Annotated in this window: 17 protein-coding genes, 1 tRNA gene and 1 other RNA gene; 8 read left to right on the forward strand and 11 right to left on the reverse strand. The window is 60.2% G+C overall.

What is annotated here, in order from left to right; genetic code table 11:
* The first annotated feature begins 178 nt into the window (after window positions 1-178).
* Window positions 179-255 (forward strand) — tRNA-Glu (locus I1969_RS05570).
* A gap of 635 nt (window positions 256-890) precedes the next feature.
* Here I1969_RS05570 and I1969_RS05575 read toward each other — a convergent pair.
* The gene (locus I1969_RS05575; RefSeq protein ID WP_195233696.1) at window positions 891-2978 is read right to left on the reverse strand and encodes a glutamine synthetase III family protein; all 2088 of its coding nucleotides are present in this window, start codon (window positions 2976-2978) and stop codon (window positions 891-893) included.
* A gap of 426 nt (window positions 2979-3404) precedes the next feature.
* Between I1969_RS05575 and I1969_RS05580 the strand changes: the two genes are divergently transcribed.
* From I1969_RS05580 to I1969_RS05605, 6 genes are all read left to right on the forward strand, one after another.
* The gene (locus I1969_RS05580) at window positions 3405-4277 is read left to right on the forward strand and encodes a methylenetetrahydrofolate reductase (protein WP_195233698.1); all 873 of its coding nucleotides are present in this window, start codon (window positions 3405-3407) and stop codon (window positions 4275-4277) included.
* The gene (locus I1969_RS05585) at window positions 4277-5065 is read left to right on the forward strand and encodes a hypothetical protein (protein WP_117745713.1); all 789 of its coding nucleotides are present in this window, start codon (window positions 4277-4279) and stop codon (window positions 5063-5065) included. Before I1969_RS05580 ends, I1969_RS05585 begins: the two co-directional genes overlap by 1 nt.
* Before the next feature lie 9 nt (window positions 5066-5074).
* Window positions 5075-7633 carry a homocysteine S-methyltransferase family protein gene (locus I1969_RS05590; protein ID WP_195233700.1) on the forward strand — a complete coding sequence of 853 codons (2559 nt, stop codon included), beginning with the start codon at window positions 5075-5077 and terminating at the stop codon, window positions 7631-7633.
* Between the two features lie 108 nt (window positions 7634-7741).
* Window positions 7742-9106, forward strand: a complete 1365-nt coding sequence (locus I1969_RS05595; RefSeq protein ID WP_035136908.1) for a PFL family protein — start codon at window positions 7742-7744, stop codon at window positions 9104-9106.
* 521 nt (window positions 9107-9627) lie between these two features.
* Window positions 9628-10311 carry a hypothetical protein gene (locus I1969_RS05600; RefSeq protein ID WP_195233814.1) on the forward strand — a complete coding sequence of 228 codons (684 nt, stop codon included), beginning with the start codon at window positions 9628-9630 and terminating at the stop codon, window positions 10309-10311.
* 158 nt (window positions 10312-10469) lie between these two features.
* Window positions 10470-10769 (forward strand): YhbY family RNA-binding protein, encoded by a 300-nt coding sequence (locus I1969_RS05605; RefSeq protein WP_117839974.1) that lies wholly within the window; start codon window positions 10470-10472, stop codon window positions 10767-10769.
* 69 nt (window positions 10770-10838) lie between these two features.
* Here the strand turns inward: I1969_RS05605 and I1969_RS05610 are convergent, their stop codons facing one another.
* The 8 genes from I1969_RS05610 to ssrA all read right to left on the reverse strand — a co-directional run bounded on the left by I1969_RS05610 (window position 10839) and on the right by ssrA (window position 19940).
* Window positions 10839-13838 carry an AfsR/SARP family transcriptional regulator gene (locus tag I1969_RS05610; RefSeq protein ID WP_195233703.1) on the reverse strand — a complete coding sequence of 1000 codons (3000 nt, stop codon included), beginning with the start codon at window positions 13836-13838 and terminating at the stop codon, window positions 10839-10841.
* A 448-nt stretch (window positions 13839-14286) separates the two neighbouring features.
* Entirely contained in the window at window positions 14287-15015 is a 729-nt protein-coding gene (gene nagB / locus I1969_RS05615; protein WP_195233705.1) for a glucosamine-6-phosphate deaminase, read from the reverse strand.
* A gap of 271 nt (window positions 15016-15286) precedes the next feature.
* On the reverse strand, window positions 15287-15754 hold the full coding sequence (locus tag I1969_RS05620) for a PTS sugar transporter subunit IIA (RefSeq protein ID WP_306421699.1): 468 nt from the start codon (window positions 15752-15754) through the stop codon (window positions 15287-15289).
* Window positions 15755-15855: 101 nt separating this feature from the next.
* The gene (gene glmM, locus I1969_RS05625; RefSeq protein WP_006234694.1) at window positions 15856-17193 is read right to left on the reverse strand and encodes a phosphoglucosamine mutase; all 1338 of its coding nucleotides are present in this window, start codon (window positions 17191-17193) and stop codon (window positions 15856-15858) included.
* Window positions 17194-17316: 123 nt separating this feature from the next.
* Window positions 17317-17712 carry a 30S ribosomal protein S9 gene (gene rpsI, locus I1969_RS05630; RefSeq protein ID WP_022094634.1) on the reverse strand — a complete coding sequence of 132 codons (396 nt, stop codon included), beginning with the start codon at window positions 17710-17712 and terminating at the stop codon, window positions 17317-17319.
* A 2-nt stretch (window positions 17713-17714) separates the two neighbouring features.
* Window positions 17715-18158, reverse strand: a complete 444-nt coding sequence (rplM, locus tag I1969_RS05635; protein WP_022094635.1) for a 50S ribosomal protein L13 — start codon at window positions 18156-18158, stop codon at window positions 17715-17717.
* 195 nt (window positions 18159-18353) lie between these two features.
* Complete coding sequence (locus tag I1969_RS05640) at window positions 18354-19232, reverse strand: patatin-like phospholipase family protein (protein WP_195233707.1); 879 nt, start codon at window positions 19230-19232, stop codon at window positions 18354-18356.
* A 344-nt stretch (window positions 19233-19576) separates the two neighbouring features.
* Window positions 19577-19940: a transfer-messenger RNA gene (gene ssrA, locus I1969_RS05645) on the reverse strand.
* A gap of 237 nt (window positions 19941-20177) precedes the next feature.
* Here ssrA and I1969_RS05650 point away from each other — a divergent pair.
* Window positions 20178-20612: a hypothetical protein gene (locus I1969_RS05650; RefSeq protein WP_195233709.1), complete on the forward strand. Its 435-nt coding sequence runs from the start codon at window positions 20178-20180 to the stop codon at window positions 20610-20612.
* A 58-nt stretch (window positions 20613-20670) separates the two neighbouring features.
* Here the strand turns inward: I1969_RS05650 and I1969_RS05655 are convergent, their stop codons facing one another.
* Window positions 20671-21186, reverse strand: coding sequence for a type II toxin-antitoxin system VapC family toxin (locus I1969_RS05655; protein WP_195233711.1), 516 nt, complete (start codon window positions 21184-21186; stop codon window positions 20671-20673).
* Complete coding sequence (locus tag I1969_RS05660) at window positions 21183-21536, reverse strand: hypothetical protein (protein WP_195233712.1); 354 nt, start codon at window positions 21534-21536, stop codon at window positions 21183-21185. The genes I1969_RS05655 and I1969_RS05660 overlap by 4 nt, the downstream gene beginning before the upstream one ends.
* Window positions 21537-21629 lie beyond the last annotated feature (93 nt).

Below are 21629 nucleotides of genomic sequence, written 5' to 3' on the forward strand. Positions count from 1 at the left end.
TCCCGGGGCCGGCCGGTCCGGCCCTCAGGGTATCGGGTTCCCACATTCATCCGCACATGTGCGGATGAATGTGGGAAATGTTCGGATGAAGTTGATAATCAAGGCACCTTTGTGGTGGTTTTTCAGTTTGCCAACGATATGTGAACGGCTAAAAAAGTCTGCTATACTCTTTCCCGCTGTCCCCATCGTCTAGCGGCCAAGGACGCCACCCTTTCAAGGTGGATATCGCGGGTTCGAATCCCGCTGGGGGCACCATTTAAATTAAAAAGCCCGTTACCCCCGCGGTGACGGGCTTTTTGCTATCCATGTGCCGGGATTCGAACCCGACAGGGTGCGGAGCTGAGGAAACGCGCAAGCGTTTTCCAGCGCAGCACGCAAGGAGCGAAGCGACGCAGCGGAAGCGGGCGGCGCCAGCCGCACGCGGACATCCCGCTGGGGGCACCATTTGAATTGAAGAGCCCGTTACCCTCGCGGTAGCGGGCTTTTTGCTACCGAAATGCCGGGATTCGAACCCCGAGGGTATTAAATCACACTGTCATCCAAAGGCCTGTGGACAAAAAATGGCAAATATGAGTACTGTTACCATTTTAGTAACAGCGATTTCATGCCATCAGAAGGCGATTTAGACGCCAGGGGTCCTACGGCGGAAGAATTGCAAGCGTTTATCAGCTAAGTACTTGGACATATGTTGTGTAACACTGCATATTTTGCAAAAAGATAATGCTACAGGACTTGTGACAGTACTCATATTTGACGTTTTTTGCCCATAGCCCTTTATACCTAGGCAAATCGGCGGCAAAACGGGCTTCAAAGCGTCCTTCGCAAACAAAAACCGGGGCCCGCATGATGCGGACCCCGGCTCAATACCGTGACGATATGTCAGTTACGCCCTACACGTAGAACAGGATGTCGTCGTAGGTCGGGACCGGCCAGTAGTCGGCTGCCACGATCTCCTCCATGGCGTCCACGGCGGCACGCAGCGCATCCATAGCGGGAACGACCTCGTGCGCGTACACGTTGGCCTGCTCCTGGCCATCGAGGGCCTCAGCCTTCTGATGCACGGCGTCAAGCGCCTTGATGGAGTCGTTGATGGTGGTAATGCCGTTGCAGAGCTTGTTGAGCGTGTTCTGCTCGCACTGCATGGCGGCCTCAGCACCGGCAGCACGAATAGTCTCAAGGCCCTTAGCGACCTTGGTGGCATAGGCGGTAATGACCGGGCGATAGGTACGACGCGCCTCGCGAACCATCGTGGTAGCCTCGATGTTCATGAGCTTGTTGTACTTCTCGAGCTTGCAGTCGTAGCGGCACTGAGCCTCGGCCTTGGTCAGGACACCCGTCTCCTCAAAGAGTGCGATGGCCTTATCGGAAACAAAGGCGGGCAGGGCGTCGGCCGTGGTCTTGTTGTTGGCAAGGCCGCGCTTCTCGGCCTCGACGGGCCACTCATCGGAGTAGCCGTCACCGGAGAAGAGGATGCGCTGGTGGTCGGTCAGGACCTTCTTGCAGTACTCGAGCGCAGCGTCCTGGAACTCATCCTCGGGCGTACCCTCAAGCGCGTCGGCGAAGGACTTGAGCGACTTGGCCACGGCGGCATCGAGCACCAGGTTGGAGTCGGAGACGTTCTGCTCGGAGCCGCAGGCACGGAACTCGAACTTATTGCCGGTGAAGGCAAACGGGGAGGTGCGGTTGCGGTCGGTGTTGTCCTGCATCAGCTTGGGCAGAGTATCGGCGCCCAGGTCGAGCACGCCGCGCGTGGCATGGACGGAAGCCTTGCCATCGATGATCTTCTCGACGACCTCGGTAAGCTGGTCGCCCAGGAAGATGGACATAATCGCCGGAGGAGCCTCGTTGGCGCCCAGACGATGGTCGTTACCGGCCGAGGCAACGGAGGCACGCAGGAGCTCCTGATAGTTATCGACGGCCTCGATTACCGCGGTGAGGAAGACGATGAACTGCAGGTTGTCGAGCGGAGTGTCGCCCGGATCGAGCAGGTTCTCGGACTCGGTGCCAAGCGACCAGTTGTTGTGCTTGCCCGAGCCGTTAATGCCCTCGAAGGGCTTCTCGTGCAGCAGGCAGACCAAGTCGTGGCGGGAGGCGATGAGCTTCATCTTCTCCATCATGACCAGATTCTGGTCGATGGCCTCGTTGACTTCGCCATAGACGGGGGCGAGCTCATGCTGGCAGGGAGCAACCTCGTTGTGCTTGGTCTTGGCGGGAATGCCAAGCGCCCACAGCTCATCGTCCAGATCCTTCATATAGGCCGAGACGGTGGGGCGGATAGCGCCAAAGTAGTGCTCCTCGAGCTCCTGGCCCTTGCAGGGAGCGGCGCCAAAGAGGGTGCGGCCGGTAATGACCAGGTCCTTGCGCTTGCGGTAGGCGTCCTTCTTGATCAGGAAGTACTCCTGCTCGTCGCCCACGGAAGGAACGACCTTCTTGGGGGTCTTACCGAACAGCGCCAAAACGCGCTTGGACTCACGCGAGAGCGCGGTCATGGAACGCAGCAGCGGGGTCTTCTTGTCCAGGGCCTCGCCCGTGTAGGAGCAGAAAGCCGTGGGGATGCACAGGACATCGTCCTTGATAAAGGCGGGGCTAGTGGGGTCCCAAGCGGTGTAGCCACGGGCCTCGAAGGTAGCACGCAGGCCGCCGTTGGGGAAGCTCGAGGCATCGGGCTCGCCCTGGATGAGGTTCTTGCCCGTAAACTTGGTAATGGCGGTGCCGTCGTGGTTGGGCTCCAGGAAGCTGTCGTGCTTCTCGGAAGTAATGCCCGAAAGCGGCTGGAACCAGTGCGCATAGTGCGTCGCACCCTTGGAGATGGCCCAGACCTTCATGGCATGGGCAACGGCGTTGGCCACATCCAGGTCGAGCGGCTCACCGCCCTCGAGGGTTGCAGCAAGGCGCTTCCAAATGTCCTTGGGGAGGTAGTCCTTCATGACTTCCTCAGAGAACACCATGGTCCCGAAGCGGTCAGTAAGTTCGGCCATACGGAACTCCCTTCGTATCGGCACCGCGTGAGAAGCGGTGTTGATTACTAACGAACGAGTCATAGCTTAGACTCGCCGTGTTTCCGCGACATTACCGTTATGTTGCTGTCGCGAAACCAATCAATGAGGTTACCCTATCGAGGCGGCGTTGCCACCCTCAACAGCCAATCAACTGCATAAATTGCAGACCTCTCCCCATGGTTTAAGGGTAGTCAATTTGGGATGGAGCTCTATTAACTGGTATTTTGCATCAGATACCAGTCTTTATAGTCCGTGCCTAGATTAGCCGCTCTGTTATAGAGAAAGCCGATAGCAAGGCATCTTTGATTGGTATCCCCGAATAACGAGTGAAACTCCACCGTGACACAGTGGTGCTGTAGAATCCTTACAACACATCACACTATTACGTATCTAGAGGAGCACGATATGCGCGTCGACGAGGTTTTTAAGCAGGCAGCATCCCAGGGCACCGCGCCCGTTTCGTTTGAGATGTTCCCGCCCAAGGGCGAGCTCACCCTCGACACGGCTCGCGAAGTGGCAGGCAATCTGTGCAAGCTTTCGCCGAGCTTTGTCTCGGTCACCTGCTCGGCCGGCGGCTCGGGCAACGGTGCCACCACCGCCCCCATCGCGCATATGATTTCGAGCGAATTCGACACGCCCTCGGTGGCACACCTCACCTGCGTGGGCCGCACCCACGCCGACATCACCGCCAAGATCGACGAGTATCGCACCGCCGGCGTTGAAAACATTCTGGCCCTGCGTGGCGATCTCCCTGCCGGCGCGACCGAGGACGACAAGCCCGCCTCCGACTACGCCTACGCCCGCGACCTCATCCCCGAGCTCGTCGACGCCGGCTTTTGCGTGGGCGCCGCAGCCTACCCCGAGGGCCACATTGCCTGTGAGGATCTCAACCTCTCGGTCGAACACCTCAAGCAAAAACAGGACGCCGGCGCGAGCTTCTTTGTGACACAGCTCTTCTTTGATAACGAGTGCTTCTACCGTTTTCGCGAGCTTGCCGACAAGGCCGGTATCACCGTGCCCATTACCGCGGGCATCATGCCGTTTATGGGCAAGTCGCAGATCAGCCGCATGGTCTTTATGTGCGGCGCGTCGCTGCCCTCCCCCGTCATCAAGATTCTCGCCAAGTACGAGAACGACCCCGAGAGCCTGCAGGCAGCCGGTGTAGATTATGCCGCCCGCCAACTTTGCGACCTCAAGGAGCACGGCGCCGACGGCCTGCACCTGTACACTATGAACCGTCCTGCGATCGCCGCGACCATTATGGAGCGCCTGGGGTAATGGAAAAACCGCACATCGATACAACCGCTGTCGAAGTGCCGGCCGACCTTGCGTCGCCGGCGCTTTACCGTGTCGATGCCGCACACCATCCCCGTGTCGACCGTGCCGAGATGCTGCGGTATCTGGGTTACGGCGGCCAGCAGATTGAGCCCGAACTGTCACGACGTATTGAGCTTGTCGTTGAACGTCTGGAACTGGACATTGAGCCCCGTGGCGTGCGCCGCGTGTTTGCCGTCGATGCCACGGGCGTGGACGAACAAAGTGAGCCTTGCATTCGCTTGGTCGGCACCAACGTTGAGCTGCGGGGTCGCGATATCTATCGACATCTCAAAGATGCCCGCTTTGCCGCGCTCATGGCATGCACCCTCGGCATGGACGCCGAGCGTCGCCTGCGCACCACGGGAGCCCAACATCCCCTGGAGGGCGCCGTGCTCGACGCCGCGTGCTCCGCTTACGTGGAAGCCGCCGTTGAGCAAATGGACCAGCAGGTCAAGACGGACGCCGCCGTTCATGGGCTCGCCGGCAACTGGCGCTTTAGTCCCGGCTACGGCGACTGCCCGCTCTCGGCCCAGCGCTCAATCGTCAATGCGCTCAACGCCACGCGGCTCATCGGTCTGACCGTCACACCCACCAGCCTACTCATGCCCACCAAGAGCGTGACCGCGGTGATCGGTCTGTTTGACGGCGAAGTCCACGACGCCCAGAGCCGCCCCACCTGCAATATCTGCCGCATGCGCGAGCACTGCCGCTTCCGCGCCGCCCACACCACCTGCTATTCCAGCCATTAGGAGCCCTCGATGTTTACTCCGCTTATCACTCATGATTCTGACGGCACTGCATTGGCGGCACCTGTTGATGCCGCACGTCGCAACGGTGCCACGTACAAGACGCGCACGATCGACGATCTGCGCATTAAGGACGATCGCCTGCGTGCGGCCATCGATGGCACGGGACACCTGCTGTTCGACGGCGGCATGGGCACCATGTTGCAGGCCGCTGGCATGAAGGCGGGCGCCCTGCCCGAGCTGCTCAACTTTGAGGAACCCCAGGTCATTACCGACATTCAGCGCCAGTACGTCGAGGCTGGCTGCGACGTGATCACCGCCAACACCTTTGGCGCCAACGCCCACAAGCTCGACGGCGCCGCCACCGTGGCAGACGTCTTTGCCGCCGCTGTCGCCTGCGCCCGCGAGGCCGGCGCCCGCTACGTCGCCGGCGATATCGGCCCCATCGGCGCGCTGCTTCGTCCCTTAGGCACCCTCAGCTTTGACGAGGCCTATGACCTCTTTGCCGAGGAAGTGCGCGCTGGCGTCGATGCGGGCGTGGACCTCATTATTATCGAGACTATGACCGACCTGGCCGAGATCAAGGCGGCCGTCCTCGCCTGTCGCGAAAACTCCGACCTGCCCGTCTTTGCCACCATGACCTTCGAGGAAGACGGTCGCACCTTCCTGGGCACGAGTCCCGAGGTGGCCGCCATCACGCTCGATGCCATCGGCGCCGACGTTTTGGGCATCAACTGCAGCCAGGGACCGGCCGAGCTCCGGGGGCTCGCCGCACGTATGCTCACCGTTACCGACAAGCCCGTTATGGTGCAGGCTAATGCAGGACTCCCCCATGTGGACGACGACGGCAACACCGTCTTTGATATCCAAGCCCCCGAATACGCCGAGGCCGTCGCCGGCATGATCGCCGACGGCGTGAGCGTCGTGGGCGGCTGCTGCGGCACCACGCCGGCGCACATGGCCGCCCTGCGCACGCTTATCGACAACCACACGCCCAGCCCGCGCCACCGCAAGCCTAGCATGTCGGTCACGAGCGCCCAGACGGTCGTGGACCTTCCCTGCGACGGCCACAAGATCGCCGTCATCGGCGAGCGCATCAATCCCACCGGCAAAAAGCGCCTGCAGCAGGCCCTGCGCGACGGCGACCTAGACTACGTCGTGAGCCAGGGCATCAGCCAGCAGGAACAGGGCGCCGACATCCTGGACGTCAACGTGGGCCTGCCCGAGATCGACGAGGTCAAGATCATCCAACAGGCGACCGAGCAGCTCCAGGGCTCCACGCTGCTGCCGTTGCAGATCGACTCCACCGACCCCGCAGCCGTCGAGGCAGCCGTGCGCCGCTACGCCGGCAAGCCCATCATCAACTCGGTCAATGGCAAACAGCAGATCATGGACGAGATCTTCCCGCTGGTCGCCCACTACGGCACCAACGTCGTCGGCCTCACGCTCGACGAAGGCGGCATCCCCGATACCGCCGAGGCCCGCTTCGCCATCGCCGAGCGCATCGTGGCCGAGGCTGCCCGCTACGGCATCGGCCCGGACCGCATCCTCATCGACTGCCTGGTCATGACCGCCTCGACTAATCAACGCCAGGCTGAGCAGATCCTACGCGCCATGTCCCTGTGCAAGGAGCGTCTGGGCGTCAAATGCGCGCTCGGCGTGTCGAACATCAGCTTTGGCCTGCCTGCCCGCCCGCTGCTGGGTTCGGTCTTTTTGGCCGCCGCCTTCGGCGCGGGCCTGGACGCCCCCATCATGAACCCGGGCTCCAAGCGCTTTATGGATACCGTCTACAGCTGTCGCGTCCTGAGCGTTGAGGACGAGGGCTCGACCGGATACATCGAGCGCTACGCCGGCTGGACCGATCCGTACAAGATCGCCGCAAACCCGGCAGCAGCTCAGGCCGCATCGACCGACACCGTGTCCGCTGCTGGCACCGCCGGCACCGACGGCAACGACGACCCAATTCGTCGCATGGTCGTCTCGGGCCGTAAGGGCGAGATCGCGACCGAGACTGAGCGCCTGCTGGCCGACCACGACGCTATGGATCTTATCAACAACCACTTTATCCCCGCCCTCGACGAGGTTGGCGTCCTCTTTGACCAGGGCAAGTTCTTCCTGCCGCAGCTCATGGCCTCGGCCGAGGCCGCACGCGTGGGCTTCGACACCATCAAGCGGCTGATGCCCGCCGGTGAGATCGCCGACAAGGGCAAGATCTGCGTGGCCACCGTCAAGGGCGATATCCACGACATCGGTAAGAACATCGTCAAGATGCTGCTTGATAACTACGGCTACACCGTCTTTGACCTGGGCCGCGACGTCGATCCGCAGGAGGTACTCAAGACCGTCAAGGAGCGCGATATCAAACTCGTCGGCCTCTCGGCGCTTATGACTACCACGGTCGTCGCCATGGAGGAGACCATCAAGCTGCTTCATGCCGAGGTGCCGGGCGTCAAGATCATCGTGGGCGGCGCCGTGCTCACCCCCGAATACGCCAAGCAGATCGGCGCCGACTACTACGCCAAGGACGCCGCCGAAAGCGCCCGTATCGCCGAAGAGGTCTTTGGGCAGTAACACAACGGAAACAACCGAGCACCAAAACGTGCCGCATGCGCCACTTGGCACGTGCGGCACGTTAGAATAGATAAGACTATGCTCGTTTTGGCAGATAGGAGCGCAAGGATGGCGATCACGCCCGCAGAAATCGCGGAAACCCGCGGCATGGTTGAGGAGCAGAACCTCGACATCAGGACCATCACCATGGGTGTTTCGCTCATGGGTTGCGGCGACGAGAACCTCGACCGCATGTGCACGAAAATCTACGACCACGTGACGCACACGGCTGAGCATCTGGTCGAGACCGCCGAGAACCTCGAGCGCGAGTACGGTATCCCCATCGTCAACAAGCGCGTTTCCGTCACCCCGGTGGCGCAGATCGCCGCGTGCTGCAAGGATGAGGACCTCACCCCCATCGCGCATGCCCTCGACCGCGCGGCCGAGACGCTCGGCATCGATTACCTGGGCGGCTTCTCCGCGCTCGTCCAGAAGGGCATCGGCGACGCCGACCGCCGCGTCATCCAGTCCATCCCCCAGGCGCTCGCCACCACGAGCCGCGTCTGCTCCAGCGTCAACGTCGCCAGCCTGCGCGCCGGTATCAACATGGACGCCGTGCTTATGGCCGCCCAGACCATCATCGATGCCGCTAAACTCACGGCCGACCAGGATTCCGTTGGCGCGTCCAAGTTTGTCTGCTTTGCCAACATGGTCGAGGACTCCCCGTTTATGGCGGGCGCCGTCCACGGCGGTGGCGAGGCCGACGCCGTCATCAACGTTGGCGTCTCGGGCCCCGGCGTTATGGCTGCTGCCTTGGAGACGCTGCCCGATTCCGCCTCGATGATGGAAGTCGCCGAGAAGATTAAACAGACCGCCTTTAAGATCACCCGCGCCGGCGAACTCATGAGCCGCGAGGCCGCCCATCGCCTGGGTGTCGAGAAGGGCATTGTCGACCTGTCGCTGGCCCCCACGCCCGCCATCGGCGACTCCGTCGCGCGCATCCTCGAGATCATCGGCGTGGGCACCTGCGGTGGCCCCGGCACGACCTGCGCGCTCGCCATGCTCAACGATGCCGTCAAGAAGGGCGGCGTCATGGCCAGCTCCAGCGTGGGCGGCCTCTCGGGCGCTTTTATCCCCGTGTCCGAGGACGCCGGCATGATCGCCGCCGTCGAGGCCGGTGCGCTTTCGCTCGAGAAACTTGAGGCTATGACCTGCGTATGCTCCGTCGGCCTGGACATGATCGCCATCCCCGGTGACACCCCGGTCGAGACCATCGCCGGCATCATCGCCGACGAGATGGCCATCGGCGTCATCAACAACAAGACCACGGCCGTCCGCGTGATTCCCGCTATCGGCAAGGGCGTGGGCGACTGCGTTGAGTACGGCGGCCTGTTTGGCCGTGCGCCCATCATGCCGGTGAACCCCAACGCCGGCACCGTGCTTGCCCACCGTGGTGGACGCTTCCCGGCGCCGCTGAACTCGCTGAAGAACTAGCTGAGGGGTTCGGGCGAGGAGTCCCGAGGAGGGCAAATATATAAGGTCGCCTGCTCGGACAGTCCTGACTCGCACGGAGAGCACATTAAGTGCTCTCCGGCTCGTGCGGAACTCGCGATCGACCTTATATATTTGCCCTCCCCGGGACTCCCGCACAACGGGACCTCAGTTGGGTTCTATCCCGTATGGCAGTCGCTTCGCTCCTGCCCGCCTTGGTTGTGAGGGCGGTTTGGCGTTGGATCGGTTCTTTCTGATATATGCTGGTTGCGGCTCTTCTTTTGGGAGGAGTCGCTTTTTTGTTGTGAGGGAGATGGCCCGTGGCTGATGATTTGATTCGTTCTGAGCTGCTTTCTGCGGATTGGAATGGCGAATGGATGCGCTTGCAAGCTGCTCGACATCGGGCTGATGATTCTTTTGAGTGGGATAAGCGGGCTCGGCATTTTCGGCCGTTGGAGACTGCCCCTTATGCTCGGGATTTTATAAAGCTGTTGGCGTTGAAGCCTGGTGAGTCGGTGCTTGATATGGGGTGTGGGGCTGGGTCGATTGCTATTCCGCTTGCGCAAGACGGACATCCTGTGATTGCTGCTGACTTTTCTCCTGCTATGTTGGGCACGCTTGATGCTGGCATTGAGTACTATGGGCTCGAGGGGCGCATTACGCCGCTTGAGCTTGCTTGGGATGATGACTGGGATTTGGTTGGACCGGTCGCGAAAGCGGTGGATGTTGCCTTTGCCAGTCGGTCGGTTACGACGACCAATCTAAAAGATGCGCTTGCCAAGCTCGACCGCACGGCTCGTCGGCGTTGTGCTGTCACGATGGTCGCCAACTCCAGCCCGCGCCATGATCTGCACTTGATGAACGCTATTGGCGCCTCGGTTACCTGCAGCAATGGCTTTGTGTACGCCTTCAACATCCTCATTCAGATGGGTGCCCTGCCGCAGGTCACGTACTTTGAATCGCCGCGTCGCGATACCTTCGACAGCCTTGAAGCGGGCGTGGCGGACTTTTCCCGCATGCTTGAGCATGGCAACGAGGATAAGGTCGACCGTCTGCGCGACTACATCGCCCAGCACATGATCGAGAACCCCCATGCCGGTGAGCCGGGCTCCAAGGGCGTGCCGCAGGGGCGCTATATGCTCGATCATGTCCGCAAGGTTCGTTGGGCGTTTATTGCATGGGAGCCGGTCTCTGCGCCCAGCTCATAGCCTGTTCGCAGCCCGCACTGCCCACTCACTCGGCATCCGCATTCTTTTTGAACTGGGCAAACGCGCTCCACACCGCACCGTTCCTGCGCTATCGTGGGACAGCTCACGTAAATTAAGGCCCCGTCGCGGGGCGCCCCATACATAGAAAGCGAGAACCCATGGCACTGACAGGAGCCCAGGTCAAGCAGCTTCGCAGCATGGCCCATCACCTCAACCCCGCCATCATCATCGGCAAGTCCGACGTCAACGAGGGCACCGTCGAGCAGACGGTCGCCTACCTGGAGAAGCACGAGCTCGTTAAGTGCTCCGTGCTCGATGGCTCCAGCCTTTCCGCCCGCGAGGCCGCCGAGGAGCTCGCCGAGCGCTGCCACGCCGACGTCGTTCAGGTTATCGGCCGCAAGTTCTCGCTGTATCGCGAGTCCTCGCGCAAGGATATCGAGAAGATCAAGCTCGTCTAAGAGCCAATAATCCGGCGAGCCAACACATAGCAAGCTTACGGGTGCCCAAGTACTTCGGGCACCCGTTTTTTATCGCTCGACCAGCACGCGGTTGAGCCGACCCTCCACCAAGCGCTCGTATAGACGCCGCGTCTCGGGCTCGGGCACACCATTGACCTGCTCCCTCAGATGGTGCATATGCCCGCTGTACAGCTCGACGATATCGCGCCGCCGCCCCGCCGCACTGTAGACGCGCATGGCGCAGCGCACCATATCCTCACGCGCCGTTTCCTGTCGAAGCCCCGACTCCGCCAGCCAAATCGCCGACTGCAGATCGTTTTCTTCTAGAGCGGCATTGGCCCCCTTAATCATGCAGTCGATGTACTTTGACTGCATAATGCGTCGCATACGCAAAAAGTAGGTGGGATTACAGCCATTGGGAACATACAGCGGTCCGGCATAAAGCTGCTCAATCTTAAGGCACAGCTCAACTAAATGGGGCCCGCGCGCACCCGTGCGATTTCCCAAAACCTCGCGGCTTATCTGGTCAAACAGCCGCACATCGGTCTTGACGTAGTCGCCGTTGAGTCCGATGCATTCATTTTGGATGAGCACACACGACTTGCCATCCGGCGTCGGCCCCAAAGCCGACCGCAAGCGCGATATCGTCGAGTACAGGTTATTGCGGGCGCTATTGTACTCGGCATGGGGCCACAGCTCCATGGCCAGCGTCTCACGATCGACGAGCGCATCCATGCCCAGCGCAAGCCGCTCGGCAAGCGTCGCCGCCTTCTTGCGGCGCCACATTTTGTCCGTGATGGGAAACCCGTCGCGTTCGGCGCGAAACGCACCAAACATGCGAATCTCGATATGGTCGATGGTATCAACGGCTTCAACCTCGCCAGCCTGGAACAGGCGCTCGCCCTCCCCTTCCAAATCGTCGCGCAGCGAGTACCGCGACAGCTCGCGCACGGGAAGCTTCTTGCGTATCCTGGCCGCCGGCTCGCCCAGACAATGCATGGCAAGGCGCGCAAAGAGCCGATACGATGGCTCTAGAATCCCCGCACGATTCATGGACATCCAGGCCGCAAGATCGCTATCTCGCCCCGCACAGGCCAAATGCAGCGCAACCATCCAGGCCTCCGCTCCACCAACCTGCGTCTGGCTTATATCGAGTAGCTCCGCTTCCTCGCGCACCGAAACCATCGAGGTGTTACGCAGATATGCCGCGCGCTCCAGCAGCAATGCGTTATCGCGCATGTACGCAATCGACTCCTCGGCAAGTTTGAGCACTTGGACCGCACGGAACTTTGCATTAACCGGCCGTCCCTCTGCCAGCGACTGCCAGCCTTCTAGCAACAGGCCAAACAGCTGAATCTGGTTGTCGCGCATGCGCACGGCAAAACGATCGAGCTCGTTGAACGCCGCATCGTCGGTTACCGGCAAGCCGGAAAGGAGCCGCCGTGCCGCCAACACCATGCGCACCCAGATAGCCATCGCCTTAAGCCCACGTACGTCGAGCGCCTCCCGCACCACCGTCATCTCGTCGTCGCGCTCGTCGGTTCCCGCAAACGACCCGTCAAAGAGCTCCACCAGCATGCTATCGGCCCGTATAACAATCCCCGCGATGTCGAGCTCGCAGTCGTAGGCCTTGCTCGTTTTGAGCTGCTGTAGAACGCCGCCGTCATCTCCCCGTTCGGTCAGGCATCGCTTGACCTCGATATGCGCGGACAACATATCGAGTGCGGTGTGGGATGTCTCGATTTCTGGCACGGCCAGGTTCGTAGGAAGCCCAAGCCCGTTGTCCCCATAGCAAACAGCCGTCAGTGTCTGGGCCACCCTCCATGAAACAGGGTCTATTTCGCAGGCCGCCCGTTCGCCCCCGCGTTCGATGACCGATGCCATATAGCGGGCGAGCTTTGTATTGGACACGCTGACCGCTGCCAGATATACGCCGAGTGCCTCGGCAGGCGTTGGCTCTGGAGCCGGATCGTCAGCATCGATCGTGCCCAGCGCTGCTCGGCAGATATCGGCCCCGTGCCCCGTCAGGGCCAGATCGACCCCATACTGCCCAGCAAGTTCAAGGACCGCTTCACGGTCCAAAAAGGCGTCCGCCAGGCCCATCGCCGCATCGCATCGGCCCGCCTTAAGCAAAATCCGGGCCGCCCTCGGAACAAGTTCGGGGCGAACCTCGGCCACCAACTTACGCAAACGCAAGCGTCCGTTATCCTCCGTGCCCAGACACGTAAAACTCCGCTCGGCGGGATCCAAGCCAAAGATCGGGTAGTCGCGCACAAAGTAGGACTGGTCGACCATCGACAACCTCACCCCACAAGCCTCGAGTTCTGCGATATTGCCCTCGCCCATCAAAACCATGAGACATGCCACGCAAAACAGCGCATTATTGTCGAGCGAAGCCAGATCGGCAAGTGCCGCGCCATATACGTTGACAATCTCGTTTTCGAGCAGGCCGGCTACGTCGCCTTGGCCATACAGACCCGTCTGCAATGCCGAAACAAGCTCGGGCACGCCTTGCGTGAGCTGATAAAAGTCGAGCGATGTGCTGATCGAAAACGCCGATGCCCACGCCGAATACTCATAGGCATGCACCTTGAGCATCTGCGCATTGATCTTAACCGAATCGCCCAGCCCATGAATCAGCTGACGATTTGAAGGACGGCAGGAGATAAAGACCCCTACCCCCATAGCGCGCAGGCCGCGGATCCTGTCGATGAGGTCTTCGGTATCGTGCTGATCGAGGTTTGGCACATTATCAATCGCGATAAGAGAGTGCGGTTTGTCTTTGAGTTCTTCGGTAACCACCTCGAGCTGCATAAACACCTCGCGCCCAGTGGCGCGATCGGCCTCGATAATCCGCACGGGGCCTCGCGTCGGGTCGCATTTAACCTCATGGGTGTACTGCAGCAGCACCGAGGTCTTCCCAAACCCGTCGGGCGCATAAAGAACCACGATGCCGGCCTTTCGGCCCTTGGCAATAAGCTCATTCATCAAGCGTTCGCGTCGCACCATATAGCCTCCGCCTAACGGCATCAGCTCGAGGTCGTCTATACCGCTCAAATCGTTTACCATGCCCGCTCCTCAACTCGACCGTATGGACACTGTAGCCGCAAGACCATACAAGCCGCGCTATGAATAGAGCGACCTTGTGTTTTAGGTTGTCTTTTGGTACGCAAGCGGCAAGTTTTTGTACAGCGAGGGCCGATTGTTATTAATCCCCCGACTAATCGGTCTTTAAGCAGGTAAATGAGCTTGTCAGCTTGTCCCATCTAAGCGGCAGTGTAACGCAGATGAACAAGGTTCAGCTATGTCATTTAACTCGCCTAGCACCCGCTACCGTCTACGACCTTTTAGTGGCATTTTTGCATAGAATCTGATATAGAATGAATCAAGCTGTTGGGCATCCGGCATTCGTCAAGCTTGCGGCAAGATTTTGGTCAAGTGGGCGGAAAAGGATAGCAAAAAGGCCCCCGCAAAGCGGAGGCCTTAGGCAAGGCTATGTCGAGCTGCAGGATTCGCGCTACTCGCAGAGCGAAAGGGCGGCCTCGTCGGCAACGACAACGCAGTTGGTGTGCAGCTGCAGAATCGAAGCCGGGCACTCGGGCGTAACCGGACCATAGCACATGTCATGCACGGCCTGAGCCTTGGCCTCGCCATTGGCGACGACCAGGATCATGCGGGCATACATGATGGTCTGGGTACCCATGGTGTAGGCCTGACGCGGAACATCGTCGATGCTGTCGAACAGGCGGCTGTTGGCCTGAATGGTGCTCTCGGTGAGGTCGACGCAGTGCGTACCCTTGGAGAAGTGGTCATCGGGCTCGTTGAAGCCGATGTGGCCGTTGTTGCCAATACCGAGCAGCTGCAGATCCGGGTAACCGGCGGCGGCAACGATCTTGTCGTACTCAGAGCAGGCAGCGGCGGCATCGGGGTTGGAACCGTCGGGCACATGCGTGTTGTTCAGGTCAATGTTGATGTGATCGAAGAAGTTCTCACGCATGAAGTAGTGATAGCTCTGGGGATCGTCATGCGAAAGGCCGCGATACTCGTCCAGGTTGTAGGTGCTGACCTCGGCAAAGTCGACGTCACCCTTCTTGTACCAAGCAGCGAGCTGCTTGTAGGCACCGATCGGGGTGGAGCCGGTGGCAAGGCCCAGCACACAGTCGGGCTTGAGGATAACCTGCGCCGAGATGATATTGGCGGCCTTGCGGCTCATATCCTCGTAGTCTTTAGCTTTAATGATCTTCATTACGCGTCCTTTCTCGTACAAGAGAGGCAAGGCTCCCTTACAAGCACTTGCCCGCGGCCCGCGTCGGCCGCAACCAACGTGTGCGGCCACCAGGGCGAGGTCGCGTAATGTATGTGTCTCGTGTCTAGCCGCGTCGAGGCCCCTGCCCGTCCACGGTGACCCGAAGCTGTTTAGCCTCGGACGTTTCCCATCTTGCCACGGAGGGCGTCCTCTTTCAAGGGCGCCCTCCGTAAACGTGTTTGAATTGTAGGCTAATGGCCACGTGCACTTGTTAGCGCTCGCGAGCAACGATGAGCTGGTCCATCTCTTCGACATGCACGCCAACGGAGCCCTTGATGCTCGAGAACTCAACGGAGTTGCACACCAAGATGGGAACCGTCACATCGTAGCCCTCGGCAGCAATTGCCTCGCGATCGAACTCAATAAGTACATCGCCCTTATGGACGATGTCACCCACTTGCGCATGTACGGTAAAGTGCTTGCCCTCGAGCTGAACAGTGTCCAAACCAACGTGGATGAGCACGTCCAAGCCATCGACCGTGTTAAGCGCAACGGCGTGTCCCGTGGGAAAAATGGCCTCGACCTTGGCATCAGCCGGTGCAATCACACGCGTTCCGGTGGGCTGAATCGCCACGCCCTGGCCCAAAAGGCCGGTGGCAAACGTCTGGTCGTTTACCTCGGAGAGCGGAATGACGTCGCCCGAGATGGGAGCATCCAGCGTAAGGACTCGACCACGCATACCAAAAGACCTTAGGACTTTAGTGAACATGCTCCCCCTCGGACATACCAATCAATCAAAATAACCTTAACAGTTTACCACTTGGCAACGGTTTTTGACCATTAGGGAAGTTCGCGCTTGACAACCTCGACGATGTCGTCGACAACGCGCTGGGTCAGCTCGTGCGTCTCGGCCTCGGCCATCACGCGGACCAGCGGCTCGGTACCGCTCGGGCGCACCAGAATGCGGCCGCGGCCGTCAAGCTCCTTCTCGGCAGCAGCGACGGCATCCCAGATAGGCTGGCAATCGTCCAGACCAGCCTTGTTATCGGAATGCACGTTGACGAGTACCTGCGGGTACTTCTTCATGATGCCGGCAAGATCGGTGAGGGTACGACCGGTGCGCTTGAGCACGGCCAACAGCTGCAGGGCCGTCACCAGGCCGTCACCGGTGGTGTTGTGCTCCAAGAAGATGATGTGGCCAGACTGTTCGCCGCCGATGACGGCGCCGTCCGCGAGCATGCGCTCAAGAACATAACGGTCGCCCACAGCGGTCTGAACCATTTCGAAGCCCTGCTCCTTCATAGCGATGGAGAAGCCCAGATTGCACATGACGGTCGAGACGATCTCGGAGTTGGCGAGCTTGCCGCGAGCGGCGAGGTCAGAACCGCAGATAGCCAGGATGTAGTCACCGTCGATCTCATTGCCCTCGCTGTCCACGAACAGTACGCGGTCGGCGTCGCCGTCGTGGGCCAGACCGATGTCAGCATGGGTGCGCAGCACGAGCTCGCGCAGGGGCTCAAGGTGAGTGGAGCCGCACTCAACGTTAATGTCAGTGCCGCAGTAATCGGTGTTGATGGCATGGACCGTGGCACCCAGGCGCTGCAGCGCGGCGGGCGTGGTCTGGCAGGAAGCACCGTGACCGCAGTCAACGGCAACGACCAGGCCATCGAGCCTCAGGCCATCAAGCGTATCGATAGCGTGGTCGACATATGCCTTGCGGGCGTCCTTCATCTTGATAATGTGGCCCACGCCGGCGCCGGTCGGCAGCGTGTCGGCAGCCATGGCTTCCTCGGACATGACCCAGGCGCTGATCTCTTCCTCGACAGCATCGGGAAGCTTCATGCCCTTGCGGCTAAAGAACTTGATGCCGTTGAACTCCGGCGGATTATGCGAAGCGGAGATGACAATGCCGCCGTCGAGCTCGTTCTGAACGGTGAGCAGTGCCACGGCAGGCGTGGGGATGACGCCGCAGCAGTGCGGACGGCCGCCCTCGGCCATAATGCCGGCGGTCAGAGCGCTCTCGAGCATGGTGCCCGAAAGGCGCGTGTCACGGCCGATGCAGATGTCCGGACCAAGAAACTTGGTCGCCGCGCGGCCCAGGCGAAACGCGAGGTCGCACGAAAGATCGGCGTTGGCGACGCCACGGACACCATCGGTACCGAAGATGTTCTGGGGCATAGGATTGCTCCTTCCCTAGCAGGCGATATGCAACCGCCCACCCTAGTCGAAAAAGAAAAGCGGGACCCGCCGAGGAATCGGCAGGCCCCGCTTGTACATTGTATCTCGAAAGGAGATAAAACCTTAGCGCTTGGAGAACTGGGGAGCGCGGCGGGCCTTCTTGAGGCCGTACTTCTTGCGCTCGACCACGCGAGCATCGCGCGTAAGGAAACCGGCCTTCTTGAGGTCAGCACGGTAGTCGCCAGCGTTCAGAAGAGCGCGAGCGATGCCCAGGCGCAGAGCGCCGGACTGACCGGAGATGCCGCCGCCATCGCACAGAGCGATAACGTCGAACTGACCGGCGGTGTCGGTCACCTTGAAGGGAGCAAGGGCGTTCTCAACGAGCTGATGACGGCCGAAATACTGCTCGGCGTCACGCTTGTTGATGGTCACCTTGCCGGTGCCGGGGACGAGACGGACGCGGGCGACGGCGTTCTTACGACGGCCGGTACCCTGGTAGACAACGGTGTTCTCAGCCATCTTTAAGCCTCCAGCTCAATCTTCGTGGGGTTCTGGGCAGCATGCGGATGCTCGGCACCAGCGTAGACCTTAAGCTTGGTCATCTGGGCACGGCCGAGGGTGGTCTTGGGCAGCATACCGCGAACGGCGCGCTCGATGACCTTCTCCGGGTGCTTCTCCATAGCCTGGCGGAAGCTCTCAGCCTTAAGGCCGCCGTTGTAGCCGCTGTGGCGATAATAGGTCTTCGTGTCGGCCTTGTTACCGGTAAGCTGGACCTTATCGGCGTTGATGACGACAACGAAGTCGCCGCAGTCGCTGTTGGGCGTGAACTGGGGCTTGTTCTTACCGCGCAGGATCATTGCGATCTGGGTGGCAAGACGGCCCAGGACAGCACCATCGGCGTCGACGAGAACCCAGTTGCGCTGGACCTCGCCCTGCTTGGCGTAGTGAGTCGATTTCGAAATCACTTAGACTCCTCCATGTACAGTACGTGTTGTTACAGAGATTCACGGGGCTCTGCAAGTAACCCGTCCATATTACCCCGCTCGCCGTACGAGTCAACAGGTATTTTGGCTCCGACCAGAGTTTCTGCACATGTCATCCACGAGCCGTGATTTTTCCAGCTCTTTAGCTGTTGTCATTTTTTTGAGGGTTCGCTATCGCTAGCGCTCAACGAACTCTTGGATTTCCGCGAGCAGGCGCTTTGCCTCCTGACGGCCCTGGATATACAGGTCCAAAAGCTTTGCCGAATCGTGCTCGACATGGCCGACCTCGACCGGCTTTTGCGGAGCAACGACCAGCGCACGGCCCTCGCGCTCATACTTCCACAGATGCATGCGCTGGATGTTATAACGGTCGTGGCGCGCCTCGATAGCCTCGAGCAGATAGGGGTAGTCGGCATAGCGGGCGCGCGCGGCGGGCATAAACTCGTAGGGCTTTTTCTCGTACGAGCGGTCCTGCGTGACAATGACAACCGCGCGATCGAAGCCCGCCTCCTCGAGCACATGCTCGATGGGGACCGAATCGGCTACGCCGCCGTCGACGTATTTGTGCCCGTCAATCTCGACCGGCGGCGTCACCAGCGGCAGCGAGGTCGAGGCGCGAACAGCGTCGAGGTCAAGTACGGCGCTTTTGACCGGCAGGTACGTGGCGGTTCCAAAAAGCATGTCCGTCGCGACGGCGTACATCTCGATGGGGCTTGCGTCGAACGTCTCGTTGTCAAAGGGATCTAGGCGGTCCTGGACATCGTTGAAGATAAAGTCGTAACCCACAATAGAGCCCGTGGACGCAAACGATGCGGCGCCCATGAAGCGGTTGTCATTGCAGAAAGCCAGGTTGATGCGGTTGGCACGGCCGATCTGGTGCGACTTGTAGTTCACGCCGTTGAGGGCGCCGGCCGATACACCGTAGACCGCCGGAATCTCGACGCCGGCCTCCATGAGAACGTCGAGCACGCCCGCAGTAAACTGCCCGCGAAAACTACCGCCCTCCAAAACGAGCGCGACCTTGCCAGCGTTCTTTGCCTTATCTTCTGCAGTCATGTTGACCTCCTGCGATTGCGTTTTGGCTTTCTTCTACCCAGTTTTGGGATGGCGAGCGCGCAGGTTTTTCGAGGCGGCAGGTGAAGCGGAAAGTGTGCCCCAGTTTGAGGCGGGATTCCGGGATGCGCTTTCCACTTGGACCGCCGCTGGGAAAGCGCGTCCCGTTCTGAGCGCGGATTCCGGGACGTACTTTCCGCCTGGGCCGCCATTGGGAAAGCGCGCCCCACTCTGCGTCACTGAGGCGTTTTCTTTACGCTCGCGCCCTGCACAGAGTTCGATTCTCCGCGGTACGGACTAGAAATAAAAAGGCAGGTAGATACGAATATCTACCTGCCTGTTGCTTATGGTGGAGGCGCGGAGAATCGAACTCCGGTCCACGAAAGCCCCCTGATTGGCATCTCCAAGCTCAGTCGCTGGTTTAGTCTCGGACGCTTTGCGCACAGCGACACGCTCGCGGCATCCCAACCGGTTCGGTCTTAGCCCGCGCCATACCGATTACGTGCGCGGGAGCATTCCCCTAAAATGACGTCGCGCCGGTGTCGGGGAAATCACCGGGTTGACGCGCCGCTATAAACTAAGCAGCGAGAGCCATAGGCTCAAAAGAAGAGTTGTTGTCAATTCAATTTGACGGTACCCCTGTTTAACGAGGCGAGGAGACCTCGGCTTGCTTCCTCTCTCAGAGCTATCGTGTCGAAACCAGTCGCCCCCGAATGTCGGGAAAGTCTGGATGGCATTGGGCACGAGCGCCCAACACCCGTCGACTTTTCAAGGAGCATGCGGAGCGAGCCCCGCTTGTGGAGTGTTATCTTACCACGTTCTGAAAGCGGACAGCTGTTCTATGCACGAGCTGTGAAGACCCCAATGTGCGCTGCACTTCGCACTTTTGTTACCGATCGCGTCACGTATATTTTCGCCAAGCAAAATTGACCCGTCGAAAGGACCGTTATGGATACCAAGCAGCAACTCGTCAATGCCCTCGCAGGCCTGGGCTCAACCATTACCGAAGCCATGGATGTCATCGAAGGCTTTGTCCCCTGCGGACATCCCGCCCTCACGGTATCGAACGCACTCGTCGCGCTGGACGCTGACGATGATGCGGCTCTCGCCCAGCAGCTTGAGACCGTCGAGGGCTTTATCGACCACGTGAGTGAGAACCGCGGCGTGGCCGCCTACCGCGGCATCGAGGTCGAGCTCGCGGGTCCCAAGGCCGATCTGCTCGCAGCAATCCGCGAGGTAGGCGCCCTTATGCAGACCTCAGGCGTCAAGAACACCCAGGTCAACGAGTGGGTCTACCGAAGCCTGGCAGCACTCGACAGCTCCGACGAAAAGGCAGCCGAGAAGCTCGCAGAAAGTCCCGCCATTAAGGCCGAGCTTTTGTAAATAGCAGACGCGGGCCCCTTGGCGCATCGTCGTCCAAGAGGCCCGCAACCAGTTCGCGTCAACCGATGGCCGCGCCGCCGCGTTCGGCCAAAGCCAGAATCGGCATCATTTGGCGCGGGGTCTTTGCTGCAAGATCGGCATGTTCGAGCAGTTTGCGATCGTTAGTTACCAAGTAATCGACCTGTGCGCGCTTGCATGCGGCGAGCACCAAGTTGTCCTCGTAATCGCGATGGAGCGCTAAGTATTTGTCGGCCAGCCAAAGGTCCGATGCATCTGCGCCCACGGCCGTGGCGTTTTCGGTCATGTTCCGAACAAACACCAACGCCGCATCGCCAATTGCACGGGCAGACGCCTCGTCGAGCGCTCCCCCGCTGGCAAGAACGCTGCGCTTCAGTTCGTGTTGGACAACGTACAGCACGTCCTTGGCGATATGCACCGGAAAGAACAGCAATGCCCCCGTCTCCGTCGCCTGACCAATAAACGCACGCGCGGCAAGCGACTCGGCATGGTCGACGCAAAACGAATCAACCCATACGTTGGCGTCTACCATGATCTTGAGAGGCGCCCCACTCACTGGATCATCCCCTTTTGGCGATAATGCTCATCCATGGCTTCGGAATAGATTGTGTCCCAACCGCGATCGTCGGATACGGGCGACGGAGCGATGGCCAGGTCCGCGTAAAGCTGATCCGCCGCCGCCCATGATGCGGCGAACGGAGTATCGTGCGCGACGGTTTGTTGCCGACCATCAACGGCAGACAGCACTTCCTCACACTGCCCGCCACCCTGTGCGACCTTGACCACAACCTTTTTGATGAGCTCGGGCAGTGACCTGCCCGAAAGCTGCAGCGCCTCCTCGGCACGGTTCTTGACCTGGCGATCCACGCGAACGTTCACCTGCGCCATGCCGCCAACGGTAGCCATCTCAACCTCACCTTCAGCATTTGCTAGCTTTGCTAGCACGAGCATATATCCGCGCTAACCTCTCGTCAAACAAAAGAAGGCCTGCACCCTGGC

The sequence above is a fragment of the Collinsella aerofaciens genome (assembly GCF_015548375.1).
Taxonomy (GTDB): domain Bacteria; phylum Actinomycetota; class Coriobacteriia; order Coriobacteriales; family Coriobacteriaceae; genus Collinsella; species Collinsella aerofaciens_AB.

Bases quoted from the DNA above. Each gene is read 5' to 3' on its own strand.
- rpsI (WP_022094634.1), bottom strand. From the start codon at position 17,712: ATGGCTGAGAACACCGTTGTCTACCAGGGTACCGGCCGTCGTAAGAAC.
- nagB (WP_195233705.1), bottom strand. From the start codon at position 15,015: ATGAAGATCATTAAAGCTAAAGACTACGAGGATATGAGCCGCAAGGCC.
- I1969_RS05660 (WP_195233712.1), bottom strand. From the start codon at position 21,536: ATGGCTACCGTTGGCGGCATGGCGCAGGTGAACGTTCGCGTGGATCGC.
- I1969_RS05640 (WP_195233707.1), bottom strand. From the start codon at position 19,232: ATGACTGCAGAAGATAAGGCAAAGAACGCTGGCAAGGTCGCGCTCGTT.
- I1969_RS05605 (WP_117839974.1), top strand. From the start codon at position 10,470: ATGGCACTGACAGGAGCCCAGGTCAAGCAGCTTCGCAGCATGGCCCAT.
- I1969_RS05575 (WP_195233696.1), bottom strand. From the start codon at position 2,978: ATGGCCGAACTTACTGACCGCTTCGGGACCATGGTGTTCTCTGAGGAA.
- I1969_RS05595 (WP_035136908.1), top strand. From the start codon at position 7,742: ATGGCGATCACGCCCGCAGAAATCGCGGAAACCCGCGGCATGGTTGAG.
- glmM (WP_006234694.1), bottom strand. From the start codon at position 17,193: ATGCCCCAGAACATCTTCGGTACCGATGGTGTCCGTGGCGTCGCCAAC.
- I1969_RS05650 (WP_195233709.1), top strand. From the start codon at position 20,178: ATGGATACCAAGCAGCAACTCGTCAATGCCCTCGCAGGCCTGGGCTCA.
- I1969_RS05620 (WP_306421699.1), bottom strand. From the start codon at position 15,754: ATGCGTGGTCGAGTCCTTACGCTGGATGCTCCCATCTCGGGCGACGTC.
- I1969_RS05585 (WP_117745713.1), top strand. From the start codon at position 4,277: ATGGAAAAACCGCACATCGATACAACCGCTGTCGAAGTGCCGGCCGAC.
- I1969_RS05610 (WP_195233703.1), bottom strand. From the start codon at position 13,838: ATGGTAAACGATTTGAGCGGTATAGACGACCTCGAGCTGATGCCGTTA.
- I1969_RS05590 (WP_195233700.1), top strand. From the start codon at position 5,075: ATGTTTACTCCGCTTATCACTCATGATTCTGACGGCACTGCATTGGCG.
- I1969_RS05580 (WP_195233698.1), top strand. From the start codon at position 3,405: ATGCGCGTCGACGAGGTTTTTAAGCAGGCAGCATCCCAGGGCACCGCG.
- I1969_RS05600 (WP_195233814.1), top strand. From the start codon at position 9,628: ATGGGGTGTGGGGCTGGGTCGATTGCTATTCCGCTTGCGCAAGACGGA.